Origin of the sequence: Cellvibrio sp. PSBB023 (assembly GCF_002007605.1) — a bacterium.
Taxonomy (GTDB): domain Bacteria; phylum Pseudomonadota; class Gammaproteobacteria; order Pseudomonadales; family Cellvibrionaceae; genus Cellvibrio.
This window is the reverse complement of sequence record NZ_CP019799.1, coordinates 2,655,511-2,672,505: the sequence shown is the minus strand read 5'-3', so window position 1 is coordinate 2,672,505 and position 16,995 is coordinate 2,655,511. Positions and strand designations below refer to the sequence as shown.

At 54.3% G+C, this 16,995-nt stretch carries 11 protein-coding genes; 8 read left to right on the top strand and 3 right to left on the bottom strand.

From position 1 onward, the window contains the following. Positions 1 to 9 precede the first annotated feature (9 nt). Both B0D95_RS11620 and xdp1 read right to left on the bottom strand, forming a co-directional pair. A complete protein-coding gene (locus B0D95_RS11620; RefSeq protein WP_078044040.1) occupies positions 10 to 783 on the bottom strand; it encodes a ThuA domain-containing protein in 774 nt (257 codons plus the stop codon). Positions 784 to 958: 175 nt separating this feature from the next. Further along, positions 959 to 1,789 (bottom strand): exosortase-dependent surface protein XDP1, encoded by an 831-nt coding sequence (xdp1, locus tag B0D95_RS11615; protein WP_078044039.1) that lies wholly within the window; start codon positions 1,787 to 1,789, stop codon positions 959 to 961. A gap of 271 nt (positions 1,790 to 2,060) precedes the next feature. On the opposite strand from xdp1, the gene B0D95_RS11610 reads away from it, so the two are divergent. Beyond that, a complete protein-coding gene (locus B0D95_RS11610; RefSeq protein WP_078044038.1) occupies positions 2,061 to 3,014 on the top strand; it encodes a hydrogen peroxide-inducible genes activator in 954 nt (317 codons plus the stop codon). Between the two features lie 30 nt (positions 3,015 to 3,044). Further along, a complete protein-coding gene (locus B0D95_RS11605; RefSeq protein WP_078044037.1) occupies positions 3,045 to 4,541 on the top strand; it encodes a tryptophan halogenase family protein in 1,497 nt (498 codons plus the stop codon). A gap of 11 nt (positions 4,542 to 4,552) precedes the next feature. Here B0D95_RS11605 and B0D95_RS11600 read toward each other — a convergent pair whose 3' ends face one another. Continuing rightward, positions 4,553 to 5,689, bottom strand: a complete 1,137-nt coding sequence (locus tag B0D95_RS11600; protein WP_078044036.1) for a flagella assembly protein FlgT middle domain-containing protein — start codon at positions 5,687 to 5,689, stop codon at positions 4,553 to 4,555. A 158-nt stretch (positions 5,690 to 5,847) separates the two neighbouring features. Between B0D95_RS11600 and B0D95_RS11595 the strand changes: the two genes are divergently transcribed. The 6 genes from B0D95_RS11595 to B0D95_RS11570 all read left to right on the top strand — a co-directional run bounded on the left by B0D95_RS11595 (position 5,848) and on the right by B0D95_RS11570 (position 16,941). Continuing rightward, a complete protein-coding gene (locus B0D95_RS11595; protein ID WP_078044035.1) occupies positions 5,848 to 6,303 on the top strand; it encodes a hypothetical protein in 456 nt (151 codons plus the stop codon). A 258-nt stretch (positions 6,304 to 6,561) separates the two neighbouring features. Next, entirely contained in the window at positions 6,562 to 11,013 is a 4,452-nt protein-coding gene (gene gltB, locus B0D95_RS11590) for a glutamate synthase large subunit (protein WP_078044034.1), read from the top strand. A 27-nt stretch (positions 11,014 to 11,040) separates the two neighbouring features. Further along, a complete protein-coding gene (locus B0D95_RS11585; protein ID WP_078044033.1) occupies positions 11,041 to 12,459 on the top strand; it encodes an FAD-dependent oxidoreductase in 1,419 nt (472 codons plus the stop codon). Between the two features lie 171 nt (positions 12,460 to 12,630). Then, positions 12,631 to 14,214, top strand: coding sequence for a Na/Pi cotransporter family protein (locus tag B0D95_RS11580; protein ID WP_078044032.1), 1,584 nt, complete (start codon positions 12,631 to 12,633; stop codon positions 14,212 to 14,214). Between the two features lie 89 nt (positions 14,215 to 14,303). After that, positions 14,304 to 15,368 carry a uroporphyrinogen decarboxylase gene (gene hemE / locus B0D95_RS11575; RefSeq protein WP_078044031.1) on the top strand — a complete coding sequence of 355 codons (1,065 nt, stop codon included), beginning with the start codon at positions 14,304 to 14,306 and terminating at the stop codon, positions 15,366 to 15,368. 205 nt (positions 15,369 to 15,573) lie between these two features. Continuing rightward, positions 15,574 to 16,941, top strand: coding sequence for an HD-GYP domain-containing protein (locus tag B0D95_RS11570; RefSeq protein ID WP_078044030.1), 1,368 nt, complete (start codon positions 15,574 to 15,576; stop codon positions 16,939 to 16,941). The last annotated feature ends 54 nt before the right edge of the window (positions 16,942 to 16,995 follow it).

The following is a 16,995-nucleotide window of genomic DNA, read 5'->3' as shown; positions in this document are numbered from 1 at the left end:
GTGTTGGATTTATTTTTTACGCAGGCCTTTACCGGTTGCAGCCCAGTAAATACCGCCGTAGATATGTTCAAGGAACAGGGTGTCGCTATAGGTTGCCGGCAGGTGCCCCAGGGCGGTGTAAAACGCGCGACCACCATCGTAGTTGTGGTACCAGGCGATGGGGTGGAATTTGCCCATGCCGACGCCTTTTTTCTCACCCCATTGGGCGCGTGGGTCATAGGTTTTCTCGTCAACTGCCAGAATGTAGTTCAAGCCTTTAATGCGCTCGGCGCCAAACTCGTACCATTCATCGGTCCACAAAAAGCGGTCGGGCATGCGATCAAGGCCTGGGAATTTACGGTCGATCACTTCCAGCTCGGCAGTTTGGTTCGCTGGGTGGATATGAAAGGTGCGGCCTACCATTTTGGTGTACCAGTCCCAGTCATATTCGGTATCGGAGGCGCTGTGAATGCCAACAAAGCCTTTGCCGGAACGAATAAAACGTTCCATCGCCGCTTGTTGTTCATCATTGAGAATATCGCCTGTGGTGAGCAGGAAAACCACGGCGTGATACTTTTTCAATCGTTCATCATTGAAAATGCTGGCGTCTTCGTGCCAATCCACCGCAAAGTCATGGCGTACGGCGAGCTTTCGCACGGCGGTTACGCCTTCATTGACAGACTCATGGTGGAAGCCGTTGGTCTTGGTAAATAACAGGACGTTAAATTGTTGTGCCTGAGCACTCAGGCTCGCCACAACCAGGGAGTAACCCAGTGCGATGGAAATCAGGAATCTGTTGCGCATTGTTGATGTACCTCGGGAATCGATTGTTCTTGTTGTGTCTGAACTTATTGTTGTTTGAGCTTGTTATTGTTTTAGCTTTTTGTTGCGTGGAGCGGACGTCATCATAAGCGATTGAGATTTATAGGCAATAAAAAAGGGCGCACAAGGCGCCCTTTTCTTGGATAGCTGTGAGCAATTACACCTTGCGGCGGCGAACACATCCCAAGCTGATCAAGCCCAGTGCCAGTAACAACAGGGCGCTTGGCTCAGGTACTTCAACCGGTGGTCTCTCTACGGTAACGCCTTTCAATTTGTAGAAGTCGTCACCACCAGTTTTGTTTTTGTTAGGACCACTGAAAACGTCGCCAAACGCCGGATTGTAAGCGCCAACCAGCCAGTATTGTGACACTACGCCGTCAAAGTTAACGGCACCTGAGTTACCGGTGATGTCTACGTTGTAGTAGTTGCCTACCAGTGACCAGTTGTTGCTCAGCAAGTCTTCCCATTTTTTGCCTAATAGGGAGCTGCTATCAAAGCTACTGCCATTGAACGCCAAAATGGAGATGTCGGCATCGTTTTGGTACCAGCCCACATCGATAGAAATCAGCTTGACCAACTCGTCAAATGACAGGAGGTGCATGTCGAAATCGCCACCTTCATTGTCAACGGCGTGGTTGGGTGAGTCAGTTTTCTCAACACCCAAGCCATCCCATCTGCCGACGTAGTCTTGTTCAATTTCTTTTTTGACAGAGGTTGTGGTGGTGCTAGTGGTTTTGGTGCACTTGCCTTGCTTGTTGTACTTGGTGCAAGTGGTTGTGGTGGTGGTTTGGGTGCCGTAAGACCAACCGGTCACTGACAGGCCAAGATCCTGTTCTTCGTAGTTGTATTGTTTAGCGTAGGTAGAGTTCAAAACGCCATTGCGTGAATCAGGGTTGACCAGGTCAAAACTGATAGGCGCGGCCATTGCAGAGCTGGTTGCAAGCGTGGCCAGGGTTAAGCATCCAAGCAATTTGAGGGTGTTGAGCATGATAATTTTCCAAGTGAGTGATTTAACCAAGTTCTTTTCGCAAAGAGAGCAAATTAAGTGCCAAGTTAGGTAAGTACATGATTTTGCTGTGATGGGTGTCTCATTTTTGGATTTGGCGTCAAAATAGTGATAAAAAAATCGACACTTTAGTGATGTTCTTTCGTTTAGAGAATGTTTGCCAATCGTCGCCGTAGCTTTTGTATCGCCCGGCGCAACAGGGCAAACTGGGCGTCTTTATTGGTGGACAACAGAGCAGCATAGCTGAGCGGATATGACCCTTACCGAATTGCGCTACATCGTTGAATTGGCAGATACGCGGCACGTTGGGCGTGCGGCGCAGCGTTGTAATGTCAGTCAGCCCAATCTCAGTGTGTCAGTTAAAAAATTGGAAGAGGCGCTGGGTGTGGTGTTATTTGAGCGCACCAAGAGTGGGGTTCATCCAACGCCGTTGGGCCAGGGAATTATTGCGCAGGCGCGACGCGTACTGCAGAGCATGGAAGGCATTCAGCAACTGGCGGATGCCGGGCGCGATCAATTGGGTGATCCCTTGCGTCTCGGGGTGATCTACACTGTGGCGCCCTATTTGTTGCCGCAATTGATTCCCTTTGTGCAGCAGCAGGCGCCTGCCATGCCACTGGTCGTGCAGGAGGATGTGACCGCTCATCTGGGTCAGCAGCTGCGCGACGGCACACTGGATGCGATGCTGGTTTCCTTGCCATTTGCCCAAGCTGATGTGGTGGTTCAAGCGCTCTACGACGAGCCATTGGTGGCTATACTGCCGCAGGCTCACCCCTTGGCTGCGAGGGCGACTATTGATGCGACGGCGCTTGCCGGACAGCCATTGCTATTGCTGGCGGACGGCCATTGTCTGCGTGCGCAGGTATTGGCGTTGCTGCCTGAGCTGGCATCTGTGCCTTTGCCCGGCGCTCGCATCAACAGTTTGGAAACCCTGCGCTACATGGTGGCCGCAGGTCAGGGGTTGGCCATAGTGCCTCGCTCGGCAGCGACCCCAAGTGTATGCCTGGCCAACCGGCTGGTGGCAAGGCCGCTGGATATCCCGGGTGCTGAACGCACCTTGGCACTGGCGTGGCGCGCCAGCTTCCCCCGGCACAAGGCAATTGATGTGCTGCGCCGATCCATACAGGCATGCAGTGGAGCCTATTGGCGTTTTACAACGGAGCCTGACTCAGCGGAGCAGAGCCTGTTGGGTGTGCAAGGCTATTAAGGGTTCGGCGTTGACGCGAGTGGAGCAGTCATGAATTCAATCAAAAAAATCGTCATCCTCGGTGGCGGCACATCGGGCTGGATCGCGGCGGCGATGCTGGCGGCACATGTACGTCGCGACCTGTGCAGTATCGAACTCATCGAGTCGGACGATATAGGTGCGGTCGGGGTGGGTGAATCGACTATTCCCCCTGTGGTGCGCTTGATTACCAGCCTCGGTATTGATGAAGAGGACTTTATTCGCGAGACCCAGGCTTGCTACAAGCTCGGTATTAAATTTGTCGATTGGCGCCATCGCAATCAATCCTACTTTCACCCCTATGGCGCTATAGGTCAGCGCATCGGCAGTCAGGATTTCTATCAGTGCTGGCTGAAGGCGACTATGGCTGGTGAATCTTATCCCTTGCAGGATTTTTCGCCCTGTTCGGTGATGGCTGCGCAGGGGCGTTTCTTTTTGCCATCCCAATCCATGAATACGCCTATCGGCGGTGCTGGCTATGCCATTCACCTGGATGCCAAGTTGGTGGCCGCTTATCTGCGCCGCTATGCCGAAGCGCGCGGGGTGACGCGTAGCGAAGGCAATTATGTCGCCGTGGAGCGCCGTGATAATGGGTTTATTTCGGCGCTGGTATTGGCGGATGGACGCAAAATTGAGGGTGACTTTTTTATCGATTGCTCTGGTTTTCGTGCGCTGCTGATCGATGGCGCCATGGCGGCGGGTTTTGAGGATTGGTCGCACTATTTGCCTTGTGATCGCGCCATTGTGGTGAAAACCGAAGCGGCCGGATCACGTATGCCTTACACCACGGCCACAGCGCGTAAAGCAGGTTGGTCCTGGCGGATTCCGCTACGCAATGCCACCGGGCATGGCTATGTATATTCCAGCCGTTTTTGCACCGATGCGGACGCCAAAACCACGCTGCTCAGCAATCTGGATGCGCCGCGCATTAACGATCCGCGCCTGATCAGTTTTACTGCCGGGCGGCGTCTGGAATTTTGGAAAAACAATTGTTTGGCGTTGGGGCTATCCGGTGGTTTTGTGGAGCCGCTGGAGTCCACGGCGATCCATTTAATTACCCGAGGTATGGATTATTTTTTGCGCTTTTTCCCCGATCTGGAATGTGACCCCAGCTTGCGGCGCGAATACAGCCGTCGTATGGGGGCTGATTACGAAGAGGTACGCGATTTTATCCTGCTGCACTACTGCACCAGCGAGCGCAGTGACAGCGATTTTTGGCGCTGGTGCCAAACCATGCCGCTGCCGGATTCGCTGCGCGAGCGTATCGAATTGTTTAAAGCACATGGCATTGTGCGCGAAGAGCACGACGAATTGTTTCGCAGTACCAGTTGGCAATCGGTGTTTGAAGGCATGGGGATTCGACCTGCCAAATACAGCCCGCGGGTCGACAATATCGAGTTGGCGCAGATCACTGAAAAGCTGGCGCTGGCGCGCTCGGCAATCCTCAATATGGTAAAAACCCTGCCTACCCACGATGAGTATCTCGATCATCGATTTGGCGAACGGTAGTTTATCCTCGCCTATTCAATAACCGCCAAATAGTGGCCATTCAGATAGCTGCCGTCTTCAATCACGGCGGTGCTATGTGAGGGGTAAACCTCGCTCAGGTGAAGACGGGTAGGGCGCTTGACCAGTCGTGTCTCGCTCACCTGATACTCGCTGCTGGAACCCACCACAATCACTTGATACAGCTGCATGGTGGCTCCGGCCTGTAAGCCGTTATTGGCGCCACCCTGAAGCACAATTTGCGTCTGCCCCGGATAGGCATCAATGTTGGCGATAAAGGGTTGGCAGTCCAGGGTTTGGGTGATATCGGCACTGATGGCCTCACTGAGTTCTGCCACTTTCTGGCCGTAAGGCGTTTCAAAAAATGCTGACGAATCAAACCCGGCCGTGCGGCGTGTATTCCAAACACCGCTGGTGGTGTAGCGACGGCTCATGAGTGGTTCGCCGGTAAAGCCATCGCGCAGCTCAAGATCCAGGTTGAAAACGCGGGTACGTGGGTCAAATTTTTCTATGCCCGTTAAATCATGAAAGCCATTGGCCACCTGACGGTAGAGGCTGGGGTTGTAGGTGCTGTTGGGCGCGGTCATCGCCATGTCATCGATTGTGCCGCTGAGTACAAATTGGGTGCGTGCCTGACGTGCAATTTTCTGCGCCTGTTGCTTAAGTAGGGTCTCGCTGAGGTGCGGCAGGGCAAAACTCTGGGCAAGTATCTCCGGGCCAACCATGCTGCGGGATTGGGTCAGGTGCTCGCGGATTAACGTCGGCATGCCCGCTTCGACAGCATAAAGGTTGCCAGCGTTGGCGCTCTGCGGATTGCGACGGGTAAAGCGGGTGATCGCCAGGGACTTATGCAGGTTATTGTAGTTGCGGCTATGATCCGGGCAGCGATTCTGGCGCAGATAAGTCGGTGTGGCGCTGCCCTCCTGCGCTTGTGGTGCGCTGGCTGGATTGCCAGGCAGGTCTGCGGTGCCAACTACCACGGTATCGTCGGTGTGTTTGCTCAGGGGGACGGTGCCTTCCGGTTTGTAGGCAATATCCTCGGGTACCAGCGGGCTGGCGGCTACCAGCGCTGAACTCAGTCCCAGAATGCTGGTCAACAGCAGGCTATTGACCCGGTGAGGTAGCCGATTGAGCGATATGGTTGAACCCATGGCAGGCTCCGGTGTTAAGCGGGTATAGTGGCGCAAGGCAAGTTGCTATCGCCAGATTATCGGCCCCGGCAACCAATTCTTTAGGCCCTGGCGGCCAAAGACTGATTAATTATTCCCGTGGTTGCTGTGGTGGTGCCAGGGTTGAGTGGAGTGGGTGCATGAAGATATACCGGGTATTGCTGGCGATAGGCTTGAGCCTGTTGGTGGGGTGCAGTTCTACAGGCCGCAGTTATGTCAAAAGTGAAATGAGCGAAACCCTGGAGGTGGAAATCCTGCCCAATGAGAGCAAGATGTTTACCTATCGTCTGCGCTGGCCGGAAGATCAAATCCCGAACCACATCCGCGTCAGTCGCGATGGCAGCGATGCACGCCGCGATTTTTATGAGGGTGGCGTTAATGTTGGTCGCAACACGCGTCAGCGATTGCTGGAAAACACCGAGTTTGTGGTGAAGCATGCAGGTTATTGCCGCGACGGTTTTTTTGAGTTGGATCGCAGTATCTCCCGCTACCACCTGTGGGTTCGCGGCGAGTGTAAGGAAAGCGCCACGCCTGCCGACAAAGAGGCGTTTGGCGACAAGCAAGTGCTCGGCGCCGAGCGCTGGCAAAAGTCGTGAGTGGTCACCCCTTGTAAGCTCTTGGTGATGGTTTTGTCATCTACCTGTCTTCCGGTTTGTCGCATAAGCTGACAACTGACTTGGCTCCCGTTGTCTTGCTAATGCCCCTCTAAGCGGGTAATATCCTGCGCCCATTTGCCTAGCCCCTACACCTCAGGGGCTTTTTTGTCTGGGACGCAATTTGGCGCGGCTTTCGCATGAGCTTTGCGCTTAACGCATACGTATCCCTTGATAGTGATTTTTGTTGAGAATCAGCCTATGACCACTGGCCTCTACCAGATAGACGAGTTCAAAGATAACTGCGGTTTTGGTTTGATTGCCCATTTAAAGGGCAAGACCAGCCATCGTCTGCTTACTACGGCAATTGAAGCCCTGACTTGCATGACCCACCGCGGTGGTATCAATGCGGACGGTAAAACCGGCGACGGTTGTGGCTTGTTGATCCAAAAACCGGACAGTTTCTTGCGCGCCGTTGCGAAAGAAGCCTGTGGTGCTGAGCTGACCTCTATTTACGGTGTGGGCGCGATTATGCTCAGCCGCGACCCGGCTATCGCCGATAAGGCCCGTGCTGTTGTCGCCGAAGAGCTGACCGCGCAAGGGCTGATTGTGGCTGGCTGGCGCGACGTGCCGGTTGACCCCAGCTGCCTTGGCCCTATCGCCATGAAGTCGCTGCCAACCTTTAATCACCTGTTTGTTAACAACCCGGATTTGACCCTGCAAGAGGTCAACTCCAAATTGTTTATGGCGCGTCGCAAAGCGGAAATTCGCCTGAAAGACGACAAAGCCTTCTACGTGGCCAGTTTGAGCACCGGTATCCTGTCCTACAAAGGCTTGATGATGCCTGTGGATCTGCCGCGCTTTTTTGCTGACTTGGCTGACGAGCGTTTGGAGACAGCGATCTGTGTATTTCACCAGCGCTTCTCCACCAACACCATGCCCCAGTGGCCACTGGCCCAGCCGTTCCGCATGCTCGCCCACAACGGCGAGATCAACACTATTGTAGGCAACCGCAATTGGGCGGTGGCGCGTACTCCAAAATTCGTAACGCCACTCCTGCCCGAGCTGCATAGCGTTACTCCGCTGGTGAACCGCACTGGTTCTGACTCATCCAGTCTGGACAACATGCTGGAAATTTTGACTCTGGGTGGCATGGAACTGCACCGCGCTATTCGTATGCTGGTACCACCAGCATGGCAGAACGTGGAGAACATGGACCCGGATCTGCGTGCGTTCTACGAATACAACTCTATGCATATCGAACCCTGGGATGGCCCCGCCGGTTTGGTAATTACCGATGGTCGCTACGCGGTATGTACCCTTGACCGCAACGGCTTGCGCCCTTCGCGCTGGGTTATCACCAAAGACGATATGATCACCGTGGCCTCGGAAGTGGGCGTGTACGCCTATGATCCTGCCGATGTGGTTGCCAAAGGCCGCCTTGGCCCAGGCCAAATCATGTCGATCGATACAGCCACTGGCACCCTGCACAACACCCAGGATATCGACAACCAGTTGAAGTCCACCCAGCCCTATAAAAAGTGGCTGAAAGAGCGCGCTTTGCGTATTGAATCAACGCTCAATACTGATGCGAAAGAAAACGGTATTGAAGGCATTGCCCTCAAAGCCAACATGAAAATGTTCCAGGTGAGCTTTGAAGAGCGCGACCAATTGCTTCGCCCACTGGCTGAAGGTGGTCAGGAAGCCGTAGGCTCCATGGGCGACGATACTCCCATGGCCGTGTTGTCGCGCCAACAGCGCTCACTTTACGACTACTTCCGCCAGCAATTTGCGCAGGTGACCAACCCGCCCATCGACCCGTTGCGCGAAGCGATTGTGATGTCGCTGGAGACTTGTCTGGGCCGTGAATTGCCGGTTTATGACGAGCTGCCCGAACATGCGGATCGCGTCATTCTGAGTTCGCCGGTGCTATCACCAGAAAAATTCCGCGGTTTGATGAGCTTGAATCGCCCCGGTTACGATCTGGTGAAATTCTCGCTGTATTACAATGCCGAAGAGACCAACCTGAAAGCGGCGCTGACCAAGCTGTGCGACGATGTTGCGGCAGCGGTTAAGTCGGGCAAAGTGCTGATGGTATTGAGCGACTATGGCTTTGAAAAAGGCCAGTTGCCGATTCCTGCACTGCTGGCTGTGGGTGCGGTAAACCAACACTTAACCAATGTTGGCTTGCGTTGTGATTCCAACCTGATTGTTGAAACCGGCAGCGCACGCGACCCCCATCAAATTGCTGCCCTGATTGCCTATGGCGCCACGGCTGTATACCCCTACCTCAGCTACCACGTGTTGAACGATTTGATCGAAACCGGCGAGCTGTTGGTGGATGTGGACACCGCCTACAAAAACTACCGTAAAGGTATCGACAAGGGCTTGCTCAAAATCCTGTCGAAGATGGGTATTTCCACCATTACCTCTTACCGCAGCGCCCAGTTGTTTGAAGCCATTGGCTTATCGGAAGAAGTGATCAGCATGTGCTTTGAGAGCACGCCGTCCCGTGTGGCCGGTGCGCGTTTTGAAGACCTGGAAGCCGATCAGAAAATCCTCGCGCAAACTGCCTGGATTGAGCGCAAGCCAATCGTACAAGGCGGCCTGCTCAAGTATGTACATGGTTCTGAATACCATGCCTACAATCCTGATGTAGTGCAAAGCCTGCAAAAAGCCGTGCAGAGTGGCAACTATGCGCTCTGGCGCAACTATGCCGATCTGGTGAACAAGCGTCCGGTATCCATGCTGCGCGATTTGTTGGCGATTCGCGAAGACCTGTGCAAACCCATTCCGCTGTCGGAAGTGGAGCCGGTAGAAAGCATTATCAAACGCTTTGACTCAGCGGGTATGTCGCTTGGCGCCCTGTCGCCTGAAGCGCATGAAGCCTTGGCTGAAGCCATGAACCGCTTGGGCGGCCGCTCCAACTCCGGTGAAGGTGGTGAAGACCCCGCGCGTTATGGCACGGTGAAATCCTCCAAAATCAAACAAGTGGCCTCTGGTCGCTTTGGTGTAACGCCTGCGTATCTGGTGAACGCCGAAGTGCTGCAAATTAAAGTCGCTCAGGGTGCAAAACCCGGTGAAGGCGGCCAGTTGCCCGGCGGTAAGGTGAATGCGCTCATCGCGCGCCTGCGTCACTCGGTGCCCGGTGTGACCTTGATTTCACCACCGCCGCATCATGACATCTACTCAATCGAAGATTTGGCGCAACTGATTTATGACTTGAAACAAGTCAACCCCGATGCGCTGGTATCGGTGAAGCTGGTATCGCGCCCCGGCGTGGGGACTATCGCTGCCGGTGTGGCCAAGGCCTACGCTGACCTGATCACCATCTCCGGTTATGACGGCGGTACAGCGGCAAGCCCCTTGACCTCCATTAAATATGCCGGATCGCCATGGGAATTGGGCTTGTCTGAAACCCATCAAACCCTGCGCGCTAACGATCTGCGCGACAAAGTTCGCGTACAGGCGGACGGCGGTTTGAAAACCGGTCTGGATGTTGTTAAAGCGGCCATGCTCGGCGCGGAAAGCTTCGGCTTTGGTACGGGTCCCATGGTGGCGCTTGGCTGTAAATACCTGCGTATTTGCCACCTGAACAACTGTGCGACCGGCGTTGCGACCCAACAAGACAAGCTGCGTAAAGACCATTACATCGGCACCGTGGAAATGGCGATGAACTTCTTCAAGTTCGTGGCTGAAGAAACCCGTGAGTGGATGGCGCGTATGGGCGTGCGCACCCTTGGCGAGTTGGTTGGCCGTGTGGATCTGCTGAAAGTGTTGGAAGGTGAAACCACCAAGCAACAACAGTTGGATTTGAGCCCGATCATCTATACCGATGACTATTTGGCAACCAAGCCGCAACTCTGTGCCGTTAGCAAAAATGAGCCTTTCGATAAAGGCGAAACCGCTGAGGCCATGATTAAAGTATTGCTGCCAGCGATTGAAGCCAAAACCGGCGGCGAGTTTGAGTTCCATATCACCAACTGCGACCGCTCCATTGGTGCGCGTATCAGCGGTGAAATCGCCAAGCGCTACGGCAACCAAGGCATGGCCGACAAGCCGCTCACACTCAAGCTCACTGGTATTGCCGGTCAGAGTTTTGGTGTGTGGAACGCCGGCGGCCTGGATATGTATCTGGAAGGCGATGCCAACGACTATGTGGGTAAAGGCATGGCGGGCGGCAAGCTGGTGATTCGCCCTCCACGCAGCTCCGGTTTCAAATCGAACAAAACCAGCATTTTGGGTAATACCTGCTTATACGGCGCTACTGGCGGTAAATTGTTTGCTGCCGGTACGGCGGGCGAGCGCTGTGGTGTACGTAACTCCGGTGCCCATGTGGTAGTGGAAGGCGCAGGTGATCACTGCTGCGAATACATGACTGGTGGTGTGGTGACAGTGCTGGGTCAAACAGGCGTGAACTTTGGCGCAGGTATGACCGGTGGTTTTGCTTATGTGCTGGATGAAGCCAACGACTTTGTGGATCGCTATAATCACGAGTTGGTGGATATCCACCGCATCAATACCGAAGCCTTGGAGGCACATCGCCACCATTTGCGCACCGTGATTGAAGAATTTGTAAAAGAGACTGAAAGTGCATGGGGCCAACACCTGCTGGACAACTTCGACGATTACATCGGCAAGTTCTGGTTGGTGAAACCTAAGGCGGCGTCTTTGGGTAGTTTGTTGGTCAGTTTCCGCCAGCGCGGCGAATAACTCTTGGTGACGAGTGAGGTCAAAATCATGTCAGCACGTTTAAACAATGACTTTCAGTTTCTCGATGTGGGTCGTCAGGACCCCTCCAAGAAAGATATAGAAACCCGTAGACGCAATTTTGTGGAAATCTACCAACCCTTCGCCAAAGAAGAAGTGGAAGGTCAGGCCCATCGTTGCCTTGAGTGTGGTAACCCCTACTGCGAGTGGAAGTGCCCGGTGCACAACTTCATCCCTAACTGGTTGAAGCTGATTTCCGAAGGCAATATTTTTGAAGCGGCTGAGCTCAGCCATCAAACCAACTCCCTGCCGGAAGTCTGCGGTCGCGTATGCCCACAGGATCGCCTGTGCGAAGGCGCCTGTACCCTGAACGACGGTTTTGGTGCGGTGACTATCGGTAACGCTGAAAAGTACATCACCGATACCGCCTTTGCGATGGGTTGGAAACCAGACATGTCTAAAGTGGTCTGGACCAACAAAAAAGTAGCCGTGATTGGCGCTGGCCCAGCAGGTATTGGCTGTGCCGATGTATTGGTACGCAACGGCGTTAAGCCTGTGGTATTTGATAAATACCCAGAAATCGGCGGCCTGCTGACCTTTGGTATTCCCGAGTTCAAGCTGGAAAAATCAGTGATGAGCCGTCGCCGTGAAATCTTTACCGAAATGGGTATTGAGTTCCGCTTGAATACTGAAGTGGGTAAAGACATCACCATGGAAGAATTACTGCGCGATTACGACGCGGTGTTCATGGGCATGGGCACTTATACCTACATGAAAGGTGGCTTCCCTGGCGAAGACTTGCCCGGCGTTTATGACGCGCTGCCATTCCTGGTTGCCAACGTGAACCGCAACCTTGGCTTTGAAAAGAGCCCGGAAGATTTCATCAGCGTCGCTGGTAAAAAAGTGGTTGTACTCGGTGGTGGTGATACCGCCATGGACTGTAACCGCACCTCGATTCGTCAGGGCGCCGCTACAGTGACTTGTGCTTATCGTCGCGATGAAGAAAACATGCCTGGCTCCAAGCGCGAAGTGGCCAATGCCAAAGAAGAGGGCGTGCAGTTCCTCTACAACCGTCAGCCAGTGGCGGTGGTGGGCAATGGCAAAGTAGAAGGCGTTAAAGTAGTCACTACCCAAATGGGCGAGCCGGACGAAAAAGGCCGTCGCAGCCCGGTAGTTGTGCCAGGTTCAGAAGAAATTCTGCCCGCCGATGTAGTGCTGATTGCCTTCGGTTTCCGCCCAAGCCCGCAGCCTTGGTTTGAAACCAATGGCGTGAAAGTGAACAGCTGGGGTGGGGTGGTAGCGCCTGAACAACAGCAGTTCAAATTCCAAACCAGCAACCCTAAGGTATTCGCCGGTGGTGATATGGTGCGCGGTTCTGATTTGGTGGTAACGGCTATTTGGGAAGGTCGCGAAGCTGCCGAGGGTATTCTGGATTATCTTCAGGTATAAGTTTGCAAATATAGGTATGCAAGTCTGATTCCCAGTGGGGTGGAGCATTGGCAATATCCTCTCTGGTTTTCAGGCATTTGATGGGTATCCTTTAGGTTTCGCCCATCACCCTTACCGCCCCGTCAGGTTCACTTGACGGGGCGTTTGTACTTTTAGGGAGCGAGGAAACAGATGAATTTGTCTTCTGTCATTGTTGATGTCGCCGGTGGTATTGGTCTGTTCTTATTGGGCATGAGCCTGATGAGTGAAGGCCTGAAAAATCTCGCTGGCGAATCTGTGCGGCGCGCGCTGGTACGCTTTACCCGCAGCCCGGTATCTGGTGTATTCACCGGTATTGTGGCGACCATACTTACCCAGTCCTCCAGCGCGACCATGATGATCACCGTCGGTTTTGTCGGTGCCGGTGTACTGGCCTATTCCCAGGCCTTGGGCGTGGTGCTGGGGGCGAGTATTGGCACCACTTTTACCGGTTGGCTGGTGGCGATTGTGGGTTTCAAACTCAAACTTAGCGCTATCGCCTCGGTGCTGATTTTAATTGGCGCACTTCTGCGCCTGTTCGGTGGTGCACGCCGCTCGGGGTTGGCCTACAGCCTGGCCGGGTTCGGTTTGATGTTTGTCGGGATCGATGGCCTGCAGCAGGGCATGAGCGGTTTGCAAGCTCATATCAATCTTGGCTTCATGCCTGCGGATCATTTGTCTGGTCGCTTGGTATTGGTTGTGGTGGGCATAGCCTTCACCCTGGTTACCCAGTCATCAACCACCGGGGTGATTTCTGCCCTGACCGCCATGCATTCCGGCTTGATCAATTTTGAGCAAGCGGCATCGCTGGTGGTGGGCATGAACGTGGGCACTACCTTTACCTCGGCCATCGCCACCATCGGCGGCAATGTGCATGTGCGTCGCACCGGGTTTTCCCATGTGGTTTTCAATACCATCGTCAGCGGTTGCGCGGTATTCCTGATCACTCCTTACATGGCACTGTGGCACTACTGGTTGCCCAACGAACCCTTTGGCGAATTTGCACTGGTGAGCTTTCACAGCCTGTTTAACTTGATTGGTGTGCTGCTGATCCTGCCCTTTATTGGCTATTACTCCCGTTTGATTGAGCGCCTGATTCCCGAGCGCGCCAGCGATGAGCGCGATCTGTTGGATGCCAGTTTGCTCAAATATCCTGAGCTGGCGTTGGGCGAGGTGCGCAAACTGCTCACCGCTCAGGTGCATCAATTGGCTGCACAATTGATGCATATGCTGGGCGAGACCCCGCGCCCGGTGTCGCTGGTGGAAACGGCGCGGGCTTTGGGGGAATCCCGTGCCTATCTGGATAAGCTCCACCTCGCCGGCGGCGAAGGGCGCGCATGGGAGGATCTGCTGGCCTGCATCCATCTGCTCGACCATTTGCAGCGCCTGTATGAGCGCTGCCAAAATCCCCATGTCGCACTGGTATTGCGCGATGAGCGCAGCCTGCAAATTGCGCGCACTATCCTCACGCAGTTGGTTAATGGCGTGGTGCACAAGGAGCCGCTTGATGACGTACAGGCTGGCTTGTTGGTGGATCAATTGGCGGTGCAGGAGCAGCAGTTGCGCGAGCTGACCATGGCGCAAATCGCTACCGGTCAGATTGAATTGGACAAAGGAGTAAGCCTGATGGAAGCCTCGCGCTGGATTCATCGGGTGAGCATCCACGTGCTGCGCATCGATCACAATTTGCAGCGGCTCAATTACCAGGTTGCCAGCAAACATGACGCTGTCGCCTAATCCACAGCGACACTTGATATACTGCGGCCCACATCAGCCTTAGTCCGGCAGCGCGACTCATTGCGCGGGCCATTACAAGAGAGCTATTCATGACTGAACTTAAGAACGACCGTTTTCTGCGTGCCCTGTTAAAGCAACCGGTAGATGTCACCCCGGTATGGATGATGCGTCAGGCGGGTCGTTATCTGCCCGAGTACCGCGCGACCCGCAGCTTGGCGGGGGATTTTATGGCGCTGTGCACTAACCCTGAACTCGCCTGTGAAGTCACTTTACAACCGCTGGAGCGCTATCCGCTGGATGCGGCGATTCTCTTCTCCGATATTCTCACCATCCCCGACGCCATGGGACTAGGTCTGTATTTTGAAACCGGTGAAGGCCCTAAATTCAAGAAAGTCATCCGCACCGAAGCCGATGTGAATGCGCTCAAGGTGATTAACCCTGAACAGGATCTGCCCTATGTAGTCAACGCGGTGAAAACTATTCGCCGCGAGCTGAATGGTCGTGTGCCGCTGATTGGTTTCTCCGGCAGTCCCTGGACCTTGGCGACTTACATGATCGAAGGTGGCTCCAGCCGCGATTTCCGTCGCGCCAAGGAAATGCTCTACAACCAGCCCCAGGTAATGCACCAACTGTTGGATGTATTGGCTGAGTCGGTGATTGTTTACCTGAACGCCCAGATTCAGGCGGGTGCGCAAGCTGTGCAAATTTTTGATACCTGGGGTGGTGCCTTATCCCATGCGGCCTATCAGGAGTTTTCGCTGAACTATATGCAGAAGATCGTCAGTGGTTTGATTCGTGAACATGAAGGTCGCCAGGTGCCGGTGATTTTATTCACCAAAGGTGGCGGCCAATGGTTGGAAGCTATGGCGGCGACGGGTGCTACTGCGCTGGGACTGGATTGGACCACCGACATAGGCGCAGCGCGCGCGCGCGTAGGCAATAAAGTGGCGCTGCAAGGCAATATGGACCCAAGTATCCTCTATGCCTCACCGGAGCGTATTCGCGCGGAAGTGGGCAGTATCCTTGCCTCTTTTGGGGCGGGTTCCGGCCATGTTTTCAACCTGGGGCACGGCATTACTCCCGAAGTGGACCCAGCCCACGCCGGCGCCTTTATCAACGCCGTTCACGATTTGTCTGCCAGCTACCACGCATAATTTATCGGTCATTCGTCGCGTGCCGGCACCTTTTAGTAGCCATTGCGCTGCGGGTGCTGGTGCGGCGTCATTATCTTCATTACACTCGCCGCAGCATCTGTGTTTTTAGGAAGATTTTCTCCCCCGACGCGGGCGAGCGCTGTCACTGTCGCCGCCCCGATCTAATAAGGCTGATAACACCATTGGGTGATATGGAGAGCGAGGCGTGGCAATAAAGCAGGTTAAAGTTGATGTCAACGAATTAACCATCGGCATGTATGTGTCTGGTTTGGACCGCCCCTGGTCCCAGACACCCTTTCCACTGCAGGGGTTTTACCTGCGCGATTTGGGCGAGATCAACCAGCTCAAGGCGCTGTGCCATTACGTTTATATCGACGTGGAAAAAGGGCGCGGGCCTATTTCCGCCAATTTAAAAACCATCGCCGCTCCCACCAAAAAAACCACCACGCGCGAGCGTGTGAACAGTTTTACCGAAACCCTGGCTCCCCTCAAAATCCAGCGCGGCTTGTACCGCGATGTCACGCCTTTGCAGCGCGAGGTAAAACAGGCGCGCCAGTTACACCAGAAGGTTTACGGCGCGGTTGTGGAGGTGATGGAGCAACTGGAAAAGAACCAGTTTGACGATTTATCCCTCGGTGAAACCAAGCGTGTTGCCAGTGAAATGGTGGACAGCGTGGTGCGCAACCCCGACGCCTTTACCTGGCTGTCGCGGGTGCAGGAAAAAGACGAATACACCTACAGCCACGCGGTGCGTTCATCGGTGTGGGCGATTTTATTTGGCCGTCATATCGGCTTACCCAAACGCGATTTGGATGTGCTGGCGATGGGTGTCTTGCTGAAAGATGTCGGCAAGGTGATGCTGGATGCCGCCTTGATCACCAACCTCGATCGCAGTGCGGAAGAAGAGGCGCTCTACGAAAGTTTTGTGGAGCTGGGCTGCGAAATCCTGCGCAAAACCCAGGGCGTGGAGCCGCGGGTTATCGCGGTGGTCAAAACCCACTGCGAGCGGTTGAATGGCACTGGCTTTCCCCATGGCTTATCCGGCGACAAGATTCCGCTGCTGGGCAAAATTGCCGGCATAGTGACCTATTACGACCATGTGACCAATCCTCGCGGTTCGCGCGATCCTATCGCGCCCTCCAAAGCCGTTGCCAAGTTATATGAGCTGCGCAATATCCAGTTTCAGGAAGAGCTGGTGGTTGAATTTATTCGCGCCATCGGCCTGTACCCCACCGGTACGCTGGTGGAGTTGAGCACCGGTGAAGTGGCAGTGGTGGTTGAGCAAAACTTTGAGCGACGCCTGAAACCCAAGGTGATTGTGGTGCTGGATACCCTCAAGCAGCCGCTCAGTGAGTACCTGTTGCTGGACTTGGCCGAGGACGACAAGCGCAAGCAGGAACTGATCGATACCGGTAAAAAAAGCCGCCATGAGATCGAAAAAATTGAAATCGCCCGCGACCTGGAGCCCGGTAGCTACGATGTGGATATCGCCGGTATTCGCGATCACTATTTGATGAAACACGAGAAAAAGGGCCTGATGGCTTTGCTCAGCCGCCTGACGACCCGCAATTAAGCGTTTTTTCGTTAAGTTCCGGTAAAAACCGCATTCTGTGAATGCGGTTTTTTT

Bases quoted from the DNA above. Each gene is read 5' to 3' on its own strand.
- B0D95_RS11620 (WP_078044040.1), bottom strand. From the start codon at position 783: ATGCGCAACAGATTCCTGATTTCCATCGCACTGGGTTACTCCCTGGTT.
- xdp1 (WP_078044039.1), bottom strand. From the start codon at position 1,789: ATGCTCAACACCCTCAAATTGCTTGGATGCTTAACCCTGGCCACGCTT.
- B0D95_RS11610 (WP_078044038.1), top strand. From the start codon at position 2,061: ATGACCCTTACCGAATTGCGCTACATCGTTGAATTGGCAGATACGCGG.
- B0D95_RS11605 (WP_078044037.1), top strand. From the start codon at position 3,045: ATGAATTCAATCAAAAAAATCGTCATCCTCGGTGGCGGCACATCGGGC.
- B0D95_RS11600 (WP_078044036.1), bottom strand. From the start codon at position 5,689: ATGGGTTCAACCATATCGCTCAATCGGCTACCTCACCGGGTCAATAGC.
- B0D95_RS11595 (WP_078044035.1), top strand. From the start codon at position 5,848: ATGAAGATATACCGGGTATTGCTGGCGATAGGCTTGAGCCTGTTGGTG.
- gltB (WP_078044034.1), top strand. From the start codon at position 6,562: ATGACCACTGGCCTCTACCAGATAGACGAGTTCAAAGATAACTGCGGT.
- B0D95_RS11585 (WP_078044033.1), top strand. From the start codon at position 11,041: ATGTCAGCACGTTTAAACAATGACTTTCAGTTTCTCGATGTGGGTCGT.
- B0D95_RS11580 (WP_078044032.1), top strand. From the start codon at position 12,631: ATGAATTTGTCTTCTGTCATTGTTGATGTCGCCGGTGGTATTGGTCTG.
- hemE (WP_078044031.1), top strand. From the start codon at position 14,304: ATGACTGAACTTAAGAACGACCGTTTTCTGCGTGCCCTGTTAAAGCAA.